We start from the raw sequence: 13,161 nt of genomic DNA, 5'->3' as shown, positions 1-13,161 counted from the left end.
GGGCCCGACGCAAGCCAGCGCCGGGCGAATCCCGGCCGAAGTGGTGACTAGGTCGCCGAGGAGTTGAGAGCACAGTGGAGCTGCTGCGCAATGCCGTGCGGCCCTACGCATGGGGATCGAGGACCACCATCCCCGAGCTGCTGGGCCGCCCGGTGCCGGCCCCGCATCCGGAGGCCGAACTCTGGATGGGCGCGCACCCCGGTGACCCGTCGAAGGTGGTCGGGCCCGACGGGGTCGAGCGCAGCCTGCTCGAACTGGTCGAGGCCGACCCGGTGGCGCAGCTGGGCGACCGGTGCGCCGGTGCCTGGGGCAACCGGCTGCCGTTCCTGCTGAAGATCCTGGCCGCCGAGGAGCCGCTGTCGATGCAGGCGCACCCGTCGGCCGACCAGGCCGCCGAGGGGTACGCCCGCGAAGAGGCGGCGGGTATCGCGCGTGACGCGGCGAACCGGAACTACCCGGACCCGACCGCGAAGCCCGAACTGGTCTGCGCGCTCACCGAGTTCCACGCGCTGGCCGGGTTCCGCGACCCCACGCGCACGGTGAAGCTGCTCAACGCGATCGAGACACCCGGCCTGGCGAAGTACACCAGCCTGCTCGCCGCGCAGCCGGACTCCGACGGGCTGCGCGCGCTGTTCACCACCTGGATCACGCTGCCGCAGGCCACGCTGGACGAGCTGCTGCCCGAGGTGCTGGACGCGTGCGTGCTGCACGTGAAGGACCACGGCGAGTTCGACACCGAGTGCCGGACCATCCTGGAGCTGGGCGAGGCGCACCCGCGTGACGCCGGGGTGCTGGCCGCGCTGCTGCTGAACCGGCTGGTGCTGCGCGCGGGCGAGGCGATCTACCTGCCCGCCGGCAACCTGCACCTGTACCTGCACGGCACGGCCGTGGAGATCCTGGCGAACTCGGACAACATCCTGCGCTGCGGGCTGACCCCGAAGCACGTCGACGTGCCCGAGCTGCTGCGCGTGGTGGACTTCGCCGCCGTCGAGATGCCGGTGCTCAAGGGCGAGCCGAGCACCTGCGGGGCGGTCTACCGGACCGACGCGCGGGAGTTCGAGCTGTCCAGGCTCGAATGGGCGGCGAGCGACCGGGAGTCCGTGGTCGCCGACTGCGGTGGCCCGCAGATCCTGCTGTGCACCGAAGGCGCGCTGCGCATCCAGGCCGAGGACGGTCGTGAGCTGGAGCTGAACCGCGGGCAGTCGATCTGGCTGGCGGCGGTCGACCCGGCGGTGCGGATCACCCCCACGGGGGACGCGCCGGCGCAGCTGTTCCGTGCCACCGCGGGCACCTGCTGATCCTGGGAGTGCCACGGCCACCCAAATCCGCCGGTGCCGACCTAGCCTGGAACCCATGGAGACGACGAACCCGCTGGGCCAGTTCCTCCGGGCCCGCCGGTCGCAGGCGCGGCCGGAAGACGCCGGCCTGGCGCCCGGACCCCGGCGACGGGTGAGCGGGCTCCGGCGGGAAGAGGTCGCGTTGCTGGCCGGGGTCAGCACGGACTACTACATCCGCCTGGAGCAGGGGCGCGAGCGCAACCCGTCGGCGCAGGTGCTGGACGCGCTGGCGCGGGCGCTGGACCTGGACGAGGAGACAGCGGCCCACCTGCACCAGGTCGCGCGCCCGGCACGCCGCCGCCGTCCGGTCGCCGCGGACCGGGTCAGCCCGAACCTGGTGCGCACCATGGCCGCCTGGCCGGACACCCCGGCCGTGGTGATCGGGCCCTACCTGAACGTGCTGGCGCGCAACGCGCTGGGCGGCGCGTTGTTCGCCGGGCACCAGTACAGCGACGACCTGCTGCGCCTGGTCTTCCTGGACCCCGGCGCACGCACGTTCTACCCGGACTGGGACCGCGTGGCGGTGAACACCGTCGGCGCCCTGCGCGCGGCGGCGACCGACCACGACGACCCGCGGCTGATCGAGGTCGTCGGCGAGCTGTCGGTGAAGAGCGCCGAGTTCCGCAAGCTCTGGGCGCGGCACGACATCCGGCAGAAGACCCGTGAGACCAAGCGCTTCCAGCACCCGCTGGTGGGCCCGCTGTCGCTGGACTACGAAAGCCTGACCGTGAACAGCGCGCCGGGCCAGCAACTGGTGATCTACCAGGCCGAACCGGCCAGCCCGTCGGCCGAAGCCCTCAAACTGCTCGGCAGCCTGGTCGCCAGCAACGCGTGAGCGTGGTCAGGCGGATGTCGTCGAGCGCGTGGCCGATGTCGACCGGGTAGTCGCCGGGTCGCACGTGCCAGCCGTCGTCGGTCCAGGTGGCGAAGGCGCGTTCCGGCAGCGGGATGACCGCTTCCACCGATTCCCCGGGAGCTGCGCTCACCACGGCGAACCCGGCGAGCCAGCGCCGTGGCCGGTCCTCTTCGGACGAACGCAGGTAGACCTGCACGACCTCACGACCCGGCCGGTCGCCGGAATTCGTGACCCGGACGCGCACGCCGTCCGGTTCGACGGTCGCCGATTCGTACGTCCAAGTCGTGTAGCCGAGCCCGTGCCCGAACCAGTACGCGGGCGTGCGGCCACTGCGGTCCCAGGCGCGGTAGCCGATGAAAACGCCTTCCTCGTAAGGAAGAACGCCGCCCTCCGGCCGCACCCGCAACACCGGGCTGTCGGCCATCCGCGTGGGCCAGGTGGTCGGCAGCCGCCCGCCCGGCTCCTCGTTGCCGAACACCACGTCGGCCAGTGCGGTCCCACCGGCCTGCCCGGGGAACCAGGTCAGCAGCACCGCCGCGACCTCGTCCGTCCACGGCATTTCCACCGGTGAACCGGCGTTGACCACCACGACCGTGTTCGGATTGACGGCGGCGACGCGGGCCACCAGCTCGTCCTGCCTGCCCGGCAGCGCCAGCGAAGTCCGGTCCACGCCTTCGGTTTCCACCTCGGGTGTGGTCGCCACGACCACCACCGCCACGTCCGCGCCGGCGGCCAGTGCCGCGGCCTCGTCGAGCAGTTCGTCCTCGGAGGCGCTCGGCGCGGAATGCCCGATACCGAAGGAAATCCAGGCGAATCCCTCGTCTTCTTCCGGTAGGGCGGGCGGTTCGTAGACCAGCTCGACCTCCACCGCGTCCCCGGCGGTGAAGTCCAGTGCGAACCGCTTCTCCTTGGTGGACATGATCGCGGTGACCAGGTCCTCGCCGTCGGGCAGGTGCTTCCCGTCGAACAGCGTCCGCCTGCCCACGGTGAACCGCAGGTCGCCGGCCCCGGTGCAGCTCAGCAAGTGCTGGCCGGACACCGAAGGCACGAACGTGCCGGTGATCGCGACCGTGCCGATCCGCTTCGCGCTGAGCCCGCGCGGCAGGTCGCCGATCCAGCTGACCGCGCCTTCGCCGAGCGGGTACCGCCCCAGCACGTGCTGGTCCTTGTCGCGGACGACCGTTTCCAGCAGGAAGCCGTCGAGCGCGGGTCGCAGTGTGGTGCGCGGGTCGGCGCCCACGGCGTGGCTGATCTCCACACCGTCCGGCGCCGCCGCGCGCAGGCCTTCCAGCGGCGAGACGACCGACGACGGGAACACCGTCGCACTGCCGCCGCCGAGGATCCTGGCCTCGGTCGCCGCCTGCCCGAGCACCGCGATCCGCCGTGGTTTCGTCAACGGGAGCACGGAATTCTCGTTGCGCAGCAGGACGAACGAGCGGCGCGCGATTTCCCGTGCCAGCTCAGTGCCGTCCAAAGTGGAGTGATCTGCGGGAGCCGGGAAGCCGTCCAGTGCCCCGACCCGGCTCGCCAGCAGGAGCACTCGCGCCACCATCGCGTCGACCGTCTCTTCGGCGACCTCACCGGCGCGCACGGCCCGCGCCAGCCTCTTGCCGAACACCGTCTTCGGGCCCGGCATGGCGACGTCGAGGCCGCCGTTCGCGCCGCGCGTGGTGTGCCGGGCAGCCAGCCAGTCGGATACCACGATCCCGTCGAAACCCCACTCGTCACGCAGGATTCCGTTGCACAGCCGGTCGTTCTCGGTCATCAGCGAGCCGTTGACGCCGTTGTAGGCGGCCATCACCGCCCACGGCCGCGCCTCGGCGACGATCTGCTCGAAGGGCGCGAGGTACAACTCGCGCAGCGTGCGCTCGTCCGCGCGGACGTCCACGGTGAAGCGGTCGGTCTCGGAATCGTTGGCCACGAAGTGCTTCACCGCGGCCGCCACCCCGCCCGACTGCACCCCGCGGACGAAGCCGGCGCCGATCGTCCCGGTGAGCAGCGGGTCCTCGGAGTAGCACTCGAAGTGCCTGCCACCCACCGGCGTCCGGTGCAGGTTGACCGTCGGCGCGAGCAGCACGTGCACGTCCTTGCGCCGGGCCTCCTGCGCGAGCAGCCGCCCGGCGCGCTCGGCCAGCGCGCTGTCCCAGGTCGCGGCGAGCGCCGTCGGGCTCGGCAGGGTCACCGACGGGTCGTCGGCGGTCCAGTGCACGCCGCGGACGCCGACCGGGCCGTCCGACATGACCAGCGATCCGAGCCCGATCTCGGCCACCGCCGGCAGCGTCCACACGTCCCGCCCGGCCAGCAACGCGGCCTTGGTGTCCAGGTCCAGTCCGGGCACCAGCTCGGTGATTCGCATCGGCCCCCCGGCGCGGTAGGTGCTGTGACAGTTCCGTTATACGCGCCCGGTCCACCGCTGGTCGCCGTGCCGGACGAAGTGGACTTACCGGAAACCTTCCGCGACTTCCTCGCCCTACCGGGCGCGGACGGGTGCGCTGGCTCTAGGCTGCAACCCGACAATTCGGGTCGACGCTCCAGGGGGCAGTGGTGGCAGCAAGCGGCGGGACCAAGGCGATTCTGGCGGCGTTGTTCGCCAACGCCGGGATCGCGACGGCCAAGTTCGTCGGGTTCCTGATCACCGGTTCGTCCTCGATGCTGGCCGAGTCGGTGCACTCGGTCGCCGACACCTCGAACCAGGGTCTGCTGCTGCTCGGGCAGAAGACCTCGAAGCGCAAGGCCACCAAGGAGCACCCCTTCGGGTTCGGCCGCGACCGGTACTTCTACTCGTTCATCGTCGCGCTGATGCTGTTCACCCTCGGTGCGGCCTTCGCGCTGTACGAGGGCATCCACAAGCTCCAGCACCCCGAGGACCTCAAGTCGCCGATCGTCGCGGTGGTCATCCTGGTGGTGGCGATCGCGCTGGAGAGCTACAGCTTCTACACCGCGATCGTCGAGTCGAAGAAGATCAAGGGCGACGCCACGTGGTGGGGCTTCATCCGCCAGTCCCGCACCCCGGAGCTGCCGGTGGTGCTGCTCGAGGACGCGGGCGCGCTGTTCGGCCTGGTGCTCGCGCTGCTCGGCGTCGGCCTGGCCACCATCACCGGCGACCCGGTCTTCGACGCGCTCGGCACCATCTGCATCGGCCTGCTGCTCGGCGTCATCGCGATCATCCTGATCATCGAGATGAAGAGCCTGCTGATCGGTGAGGGCGCCACCGACAAGGAGCTGCGCACCATCGAGGACGAGCTGGCCGCCGGCAAGGTCGAGCGCGTCATCCACATCCGCACCCAGTACATCGGGCCGGACGAGCTGCTGGTCGCCGCGAAGCTCGCGCTGCGCCCCGGCCTGGAGACCGCCGAGGTCGCGCAGGCCATCGACGACGCCGAGCACCGCGTGCGCGCGAAGGTACCGGCGGCCCGGCTGATCTACCTGGAGCCGGACCTCGACCGGAACCTGGCCGAGCGCGTCGAACGGCACTGACCAGGGCGTCACCGCCCGACCGGCGCTCCGGGGTGGGGACCATTAGGGTGAACCCCCGAACTGGCACCCGCGGAGGAGGTCGACCTTGCCCGGCACGGGGTTGTGGCGCACGAAGTCGGTGGAGCAGTCCATCGCGGACACCGACGAACCGGACACCAAGCTGCGAAGAAACCTCAGCGCCTGGGACCTGACGGTCTTCGGCGTCGCGGTGGTCATCGGCGCGGGCATCTTCACCCTCACCGCGCGGACAGCCGGTGACTTCGCCGGCCCGTCGGTCTCGGTGGCCTTCGTGCTCGCCGCGATCGCCTGCGCGCTGGCGGCGCTCTGCTACGCCGAATTCGCCTCGACGGTGCCGGTGGCGGGCAGCGCGTACACCTTCTCCTACGCCACCTTCGGCGAGTTCATGGCCTGGATCATCGGCTGGGACCTGGTGCTGGAGCTGGCGGTCGGCGCGGCCGCGGTGTCCAAGGGCTGGTCGGTGTACCTGGAGACGGTGCTCGGCTACCTCTTCGGCGATGGCACCCGGACCACCTTCGACGTCGGCGGCCTGACCGTCGACTGGGGTGCGCTGCTGCTGGTGCTCGCCCTGGCCACGGTGCTGACGCTGGGCACCAAGCTGTCCTCGCACGTGTCGATGGTGATCACCGGCATCAAGGTCGCCGTGGTGCTGTTCGTCATCGTGCTCGGCTTCTTCTACGTCAAGGGCTCGAACTACACGCCGTTCGTGCCGCCGTCGCAGCCGGGCGGCGAGTCCGGCGGCGGGGTCGAGCAGTCGCTGTTCTCCGCGCTGCTCGGCGGTGAGGGCAGCACCTTCGGCGCGTTCGGCCTGCTGGCCGGGGCCTCGCTGGTGTTCTTCGCGTTCATCGGGTTCGACATCGTGGCCACCACCGCGGAGGAGACGAAGAACCCGCAGAAGTCCGTGCCGCGCGGCATCTTCGGCTCGCTGGCCATCGTCACCGTGCTGTACGTGGCGGTCTCGCTGGTGGTGGTCGGGATGGTGAACTACACCGAGCTGTCCACCGGGACCAAGGCGGACGGCAGCCCCGACCGCAAGACGCTGGCCTCGGCGTTCTCCGCGAACGGGGTCGACTGGGCGGCGAACATCATCTCGATCGGCGCGCTGGCCGGGCTGACCACCGTGGTGATGGTGCTGATGCTGGGGCAGATCCGGGTCATCTACGCCATGTCGCGCGACGGCCTGATGCCGCGCCGGCTGGCCAAGACCGGCAACCGCGGCACGCCGAAGAACGCCACGCTGATCGTGGGCCTGCTGGTCGCCGTGGCGGCCACCTTCTTCCCGGCGGACAAGCTGGAGGAGATGGTGAACGTGGGCACGCTGTTCGCGTTCATCCTGGTCTCGGCCGGGGTGATCGTGCTGCGCAGGACCCGGCCGGACCTGCCGCGCGCGTTCCGCGTGCCGTGGGTCCCGGTCATCCCGATCGCGGCGATCGTCGCCTGCCTGTGGCTGATGCTGAACCTGACCGTGCTGACCTGGCTGCGCTTCCTGGCCTGGATGGCGCTGGGCGTGGTCGTCTACTTCGCCTACGGCCGCCGCCACTCGCTGCTGGGGAAGCGGATCAAGGACGAGGGCGCCACGGCTTCACCGTTGCCGGTGGACGGGGCGGACCCGAAGAAGAAGTAGGGGCGCCACCCCGGTTTTTCAGTGTGACTACGGCGAAGACCTCGATGTCAAGGCGGGAAAGATGCCTTGACATGGAGGTCTTCGCCGTGTTTTTGGCTGTGGACCGGGATGGGGAAGGGGGAGTCTGGGCGGTGCTTCGGCTTGGGCGGCCGGGCTCGGCTTTTCTGGGGGGGCGTCTTGGTGTCGGGGCCGACCCGGCGAAGGTCTGCTCGCGACACGAATGTGGCTTTGGGGGCGGAATCGGCCCCCAAAGCCACATTTGTGACACTGCCGGTCTAGTTCGGCGAGTGGCGTAGGTCTGCGCGGAAGCGTGGGCGTTCCACCGGGGGTAGGTCGCCGAACAGGGGGAACTGCTCAGCTGCCGGGCGCATCGGCTTACCGGGCAGCTCCAGTCCTGCGGCGCAGGCCACCGCCCGGTCCCATTCCGGGTCCGCCAGGTAGTCCGCGTGCCGGCACACGCCCGGCGCCCACCGGTGCCCTGGCGAGGGCGCGCGCAGCGGGTCCGGCAGCCAGTGGTCGCCGCCGAGGACCACGGCGCCCGAGGTGCCGCACTCCGCGGGCGCGAGCGGGCCGACCGTGCCGTCCGGCAGGTAGCCGACGCCGTGCAGCTTGTCGTCCCTGACCTCGTGCCGCCAGGTGGTCACGCCGCCGCCGAAGGTGTCGGTGCCCCGGCTCAGCCCGCGCCACCGCCCGTCCAGCTGCCCGAACAACCGCGCCAGCGCCTGGTGCGGCAGCACCGCCGGGAACGCCCGCTGGTAACCCCACTGCAGCGGTGACCCCGCGGTCAGCACCCCTACGCGCGACCGGTCGGCCTCCGGCAGCTCCCGCATCAGCCGGGCCGCGGTTACCACGGCCAGCAGACCGCCGAGGTTGTACCCGGCGAGCACCACGCGCGTGTTCGGTTCCTCCAGGTGCAGCCGCGTGCGGGCGGCCAGCTCGGGCACCACCTTCAGCGCGTAGCAGGGCGGCACGGTCGGGTGCGCCGCCCGCGGCCAGAAGCAGACGAGGTCGGCCAGTGCGCCGAGGTGCCTGCTGCGCTCCGGACTGGTCGCCGCCGTGTAGACCACCCGCAGCAGCCCGGCCGCCAGCGCGCCCAGCGCGAACACCCCGAGCGCCGACAACGGGTCCAGCCAGGTCGGCAGCGGCAGGTCGCCGACCCGCACGGTCAGCAGCGCGAGCGTGGCCGCCGACATCACCAGCACCGTGCTCAGCACCAGCTGGTGCAGCCGCCGCCGTTCCCAGGCCGAGCGCGCCCACGCCGCCGCCGCTTCCTCGCAGTCCTCCGGCTTGTCCTGGAGCATGTCCACGACCTTCGGCACGCCGCGCTTGCGCCGCCGCCGCGGCACCGCGCCGGCGAAGCCGACCACGGCGAGCACCGCGGCCACCACGATGCCGACGCCCCAGACCATGGTCAGCAGCGTGTACCCGCGCGGCAGCACCAGGTCGTCGTCACCGAGCAGCTCACGCGCGGCGATCGCGACACCGGCACCGAAGCCGCCACCGAGCAGACCGGCGAGCGCGAGCGCGGGAGCCGAAGCCCAGCCGCCGACCCACGGCCGCAGCCGGCGGGGGAGCGTGTTCCACGCCGGACGGGCCAGCAGCGCGGCAGGGACGAGCAGCAGCGCGAACAGCACCACCACCGCGAGCAGCCCGCCGCCGATCACCTCGACCACGCCCTGCGTGCCGGGCAGCACCTGCGGCAGCTCGCGCACCCGCACCACCACCGCGACCACCAGCACCAGCCCGAGACCGAGCACCAGCCGTTGCGTCCAGCGGCCGATCGCGCGGGTCAGCACGCGCACGTCCAGCACCGCCACCAGCACCAGCCCGAGCACGATCAGCCCGACCGCCACGCCCCACAGCATCGCGCCGAACGCGTCGGACGGCGGGCGCAGTGGACCGCCGAGCGGCAGCAGCGCGACGCAGGCCAGCGCGGAGAGCGTGTGCAGGCAGCGCAGGAGCGGGGTGTCGGGGGAGGTGCGCAGATCGTCGCCGGGCAGCGGCTCCCCTTCAGCGGTGATCGGCTTCGACTGCGCGACCGCCCAGTTCGTCGACGAGATCAGGTGCAGCAGGAAGATCAGCACCAGCAACGGCAGCACCCCGGCGGTGAGCCGGAGCGCGGAGCTCTCCCGCGTCCACGACGGCGCCCAGTCGAGGCAGCCGGTGTTCGGCGCCAGGCACTGCGCCGCGATCAGGTCGAGCGAGATCACCGCGACCTGGCTCACCAGCAACATGGTCAGCGCGAGCGACGCGATCCGCAGCAGGCTGCGGCACACCGCGGCGAGCACCCGCCCGAACCCGCGCTCGGGCACCGGCGGCAGCATCCAGTGCGCCACGTTCGCCAGTGAGAAGGGGAACAGCAGCGCCCACGTGGCTTTCGCCACACCACCGGAGGTCATCCGGCTCCAGAGGTACCCCTCGATGATCCGCGGCACGGTCCGGCCGAGCGCCGGGAGCACCGGGCCGGGGGCCGGGCGGCGGAGCCGATCGGCCGGGCGGGTGAACTGCCCGATCCCGTCGCCCGCCACGTCCACCGCCGCGGTCGCGTCGAGCAGGGCCTCGCCGGTGGTGCCGACCAGCCCAGCCACGCGGATTTCCACCACGCGGGCGTCCGGCCCTGGCATCGGCACGGGAGCTCTCCTCACTCTTCCTCAATCAGGGGTCGAGAAAGACACGGTACTGTTCTGGCGTCCGCGAGCCTTGGAGGAACCACCACTATGTCGTCCGAAAGCGTTGCCGCACGGCTGCAGACCCGCAACGGGATCGACTTCGCCGTCGCCGATCTCGGCCTGGCCGAATTCGGCCGCAAGGAGATCCGCCTCGCCGAACACGAAATGCCCGGCCTGATGGCGCTGCGGCGTGAGTACTCCGAGGTCTACCCGCTGCGCGGGGCACGGGTTTCTGGCTCGCTGCACATGACCGTGCAGACGGCGGTGCTGATCGAGACGCTGGTCTCGCTCGGCGCCGAAGTGCGCTGGGCCTCCTGCAACATCTTCTCCACCCAGGACCACGCGGCCGCCGCGGTGGTGGTCGGCCCGCACGGCACCCCCGAGGAGCCCAAGGGCGTGCCCTGCTTCGCCTGGAAGGGCGAGACGCTCGAGGAGTACTGGTGGTGCACCGAGAAGATGCTCACCTGGGACGGCGAGGGCCCGAACATGATTCTCGACGACGGTGGCGACGCGACCATGTTGGTGCACAAGGGAACCGAGTTCGAGAAGGCCGGCGTGGTGCCGTCGCCGGACGACAACGACCCCGACGAGTGGAAGGTCTTCCTCGGCCTGCTCAAGGAATCGCTGGCCGCGGACACCGGCAAGTGGACCAAGATCGGCGAGGGCGTGCTCGGGGTCACCGAGGAGACCACCACCGGCGTGCTGCGGCTCTACCAGCTCGCCGCCGCGGGTGAGCTGCTGTTCCCGGCGATCAACGTCAACGACGCGGTCACCAAGTCGAAGTTCGACAACCGCTACGGCATCCGCCACTCGCTCATCGACGGCATCAACCGCGGCACCGACGTGCTGATCGGCGGCAAGGTCGCGGTGGTCTGCGGGTACGGCGACGTGGGCAAGGGCGCGGCCGAGTCGCTGGCCGGCCAGGGCGCGCGGGTGATCGTCACCGAGATCGACCCGATCTGCGCGCTGCAGGCGGCGATGGACGGCTATCAGGTCAAGTCGCTGGAGTCGGTGCTGCCCGAGGCGGACATCATCATCACCACCACCGGCAACAAGGACGTGGTGATGGTCGAGCACATGGCGAAGATGAAGCACCAGGCCATCGTCGGCAACATCGGCCACTTCGACAACGAGCTCGACATGGCCGGGCTGGCGCGGTACCCGGGCATCGTGCGCAACAACATCAAGCCGCAGGTCGACGAGTGGGTGTTCCCCTCGGGCCGGTCGATCATCGTGCTCTCCGAGGGCCGCCTGCTGAACCTGGGCAACGCCACCGGGCACCCGTCGTTCGTGATGTCGAACAGCTTCTCCAACCAGGTGATCGCGCAGGTCGAGCTGTTCACCAAGCACGAGGAGTACGACAAGGAGGTGTTCCGGCTGCCGAAGAAGCTCGACGAGAAGGTCGCCAAGATCCACCTCGAGGCGCTCGGCGGTGAGCTGACCAAGCTCACGAAGGAGCAGGCGGAGTACATCGACGTGGACGTCGAGGGCCCGTACAAGCCGGACCACTACCGCTACTGACGGTTCACACCAGCGGGCCCACCGCCGGGCGGTACAGTGCGGCGGTGGGCAGGCTGGTGGTGATCGAGGGGCTGGACGGGGCCGGCAAGCGGACCCTGACGGCGAACCTGACGAAGGCGTTGCACGACGGCGGCGCGACCGTCGGGACGCTGGCGTTTCCCCGCTACGGCAAGAGCGTGCACGCCGATCTGGTGCGTGAGGCGCTGCACCGCGGGCACGGCGATCTCGCCGATTCGGTGTACGGCATGGGGATGCTCTACGCGCTGGACCGCCGCGGCGCGGCCGGCGAGATCCGTGAGTCGCTGGACCTGCACGACGTGGTCCTCCTGGACCGCTATGTCTCCTCCAACGCGGCGTACGCGGCCGCGCGACTGCACCAGGACAGCTCCGGTGAAGTGGTGAAGTGGGTCCGCGAACTGGAGATCGACCGCTTCGGCCTCCCGGTGCCCGACGCGCAGATCCTGCTCCGCGTACCCCGTGAAGTGGCCGCACAACGCGCCGAGCAGCGCGCTCGCGAAGAAGCCGACCGAGCCAGGGACGCGTTCGAATCCGACTCCGGCCTCCAGGACCGCTGCGGTGTCGTGTACGACCAGCTCGCGGCGGAGCACTGGCTTTCCCGGTGGTTCGTGCTCGACGGCGTGAGCGGGGTCGACGCCCCCGCACTGGCCGCGGAACTCCGCTCACTCTGATGTAGACAGTCCGAAGTGGACTGCTCTAGTACTGGAAGTACCCCAGCTGCTCGGAAAGCTCCGCGGCGGCGTCGGCCATCGGCCGCACGATCTGCCGCACGCGCTGGCGCGAAAGCCGGTAGGACGGCCCGGACGCGCTCATCGCGCCGATCACCTCGCCGTGCGCGCCGTGGATGGGCACCGCGACCGCGTGCATGCCCAGCTCCAGTTCTTCGAAGCTGGCGGCGAAACCGTCCTCGGCGACCCGCTCCAGTTCGGTGGCCAGCTCGGCCGGATCGGTGTGCGTGCGCGGGGTGAACTGCTCCAGCTTCCGGCGCAGGATGCGGCGGCGCTCGGTGTCGGGCATGTACGCCAGCAGGACCTTCCCGCTGGACGTGGCGTGCAGCGGGGTGCGCTGGCCGGTCCAGTTCTGCGTGGTGATCGCGGCGGCCCCGCGCGCCTGGCTGATGTTGATCGCGCCGCCCTCGTCGGCCACCGCGATGTTGACCGTCTCCCCGAGCGACTCCGCCAGCGCCTGGCAGGTCTGCCTGCCCAGCCTGGCCAGGTCCATCCGGCCGGTGGCGGCCCCGGCCAGCCGCACCACGCCGAAGCCGATCACGTACTTGCCCCGCTCGCCGAGCTGCTCCACCAGCCCGCGGGCCTCCAGCACGCTGACCAGCCGCGACGCGGTCGACTTGTGCACGCCCAGCTCGGCGGCGATGTCGGTGATCCCGGTTTCCCCCTGGCGCGCCAGCAGTTCCAGCACGCTGATCGCGCGGTCGACCGACTGGACCTGACTCGGGGCGCCCTTGCTCTGCTCGGGGTTCCGCATGGCGCAACACTAACGGCTGAGGTCATCTTCGCTAGGCCGACCGGGTGTATCCGGGGGCTCGCTCCCGGCCCCGGTCAAGCCCGCTTGATCGTCCATCCGGGCTAAGTCGGGGCGATGATCATCGGCTGTTCGCCGGGTCGTGCGTACCCGGACGGCCGT

General features: G+C 71.0%; 9 protein-coding genes. 6 read left to right on the top strand and 3 right to left on the bottom strand.

The features are described from left to right. The first annotated feature begins 74 nt into the window (after positions 1 to 74). Positions 75 to 1,298: a mannose-6-phosphate isomerase, class I gene (gene manA / locus JOM49_RS01100; RefSeq protein ID WP_209662321.1), complete on the top strand. Its 1,224-nt coding sequence runs from the start codon at positions 75 to 77 to the stop codon at positions 1,296 to 1,298. Between the two features lie 55 nt (positions 1,299 to 1,353). After that, complete coding sequence (locus tag JOM49_RS01095; RefSeq protein ID WP_209662320.1) at positions 1,354 to 2,172, top strand: helix-turn-helix domain-containing protein; 819 nt, start codon at positions 1,354 to 1,356, stop codon at positions 2,170 to 2,172. Here JOM49_RS01095 and JOM49_RS01090 read toward each other — a convergent pair. Then, complete coding sequence (locus JOM49_RS01090) at positions 2,135 to 4,549, bottom strand: beta-glucosidase family protein (protein WP_209662319.1); 2,415 nt, start codon at positions 4,547 to 4,549, stop codon at positions 2,135 to 2,137. The genes JOM49_RS01095 and JOM49_RS01090 overlap by 38 nt on opposite strands. A gap of 188 nt (positions 4,550 to 4,737) precedes the next feature. Between JOM49_RS01090 and JOM49_RS01085 the strand changes: the two genes are divergently transcribed. Together JOM49_RS01085 and JOM49_RS01080 are read left to right on the top strand one after the other, a co-directional pair. Continuing rightward, positions 4,738 to 5,670 carry a cation diffusion facilitator family transporter gene (locus JOM49_RS01085; protein WP_209662318.1) on the top strand — a complete coding sequence of 311 codons (933 nt, stop codon included), beginning with the start codon at positions 4,738 to 4,740 and terminating at the stop codon, positions 5,668 to 5,670. Positions 5,671 to 5,755: 85 nt separating this feature from the next. Next, entirely contained in the window at positions 5,756 to 7,312 is a 1,557-nt protein-coding gene (locus tag JOM49_RS01080; RefSeq protein ID WP_209662317.1) for an APC family permease, read from the top strand. A gap of 275 nt (positions 7,313 to 7,587) precedes the next feature. On the opposite strand, the gene JOM49_RS01075 is transcribed toward JOM49_RS01080, so the two are convergent. Further along, positions 7,588 to 9,936 (bottom strand): hypothetical protein, encoded by a 2,349-nt coding sequence (locus tag JOM49_RS01075; protein WP_209670641.1) that lies wholly within the window; start codon positions 9,934 to 9,936, stop codon positions 7,588 to 7,590. 93 nt (positions 9,937 to 10,029) lie between these two features. On the opposite strand from JOM49_RS01075, the gene ahcY reads away from it, so the two are divergent. Both ahcY and JOM49_RS01065 read left to right on the top strand, forming a co-directional pair. Then, positions 10,030 to 11,502, top strand: a complete 1,473-nt coding sequence (gene ahcY / locus JOM49_RS01070) for an adenosylhomocysteinase (protein WP_209662316.1) — start codon at positions 10,030 to 10,032, stop codon at positions 11,500 to 11,502. Positions 11,503 to 11,546: 44 nt separating this feature from the next. Further along, positions 11,547 to 12,191: a dTMP kinase gene (locus JOM49_RS01065; RefSeq protein WP_308158617.1), complete on the top strand. Its 645-nt coding sequence runs from the start codon at positions 11,547 to 11,549 to the stop codon at positions 12,189 to 12,191. Between the two features lie 25 nt (positions 12,192 to 12,216). Here JOM49_RS01065 and JOM49_RS01060 read toward each other — a convergent pair whose 3' ends face one another. Further along, positions 12,217 to 13,002 carry an IclR family transcriptional regulator gene (locus JOM49_RS01060; RefSeq protein ID WP_209662315.1) on the bottom strand — a complete coding sequence of 262 codons (786 nt, stop codon included), beginning with the start codon at positions 13,000 to 13,002 and terminating at the stop codon, positions 12,217 to 12,219. Between the last annotated feature and the right edge of the window lie 159 nt (positions 13,003 to 13,161).

Source organism: Amycolatopsis magusensis (assembly GCF_017875555.1).
GTDB classification, from domain to species: Bacteria; Actinomycetota; Actinomycetes; order Mycobacteriales; family Pseudonocardiaceae; genus Amycolatopsis; species Amycolatopsis magusensis.
The sequence above is the reverse complement of the archived record's forward strand: the minus strand, read 5'-3'. Positions and strand labels throughout refer to the sequence as shown.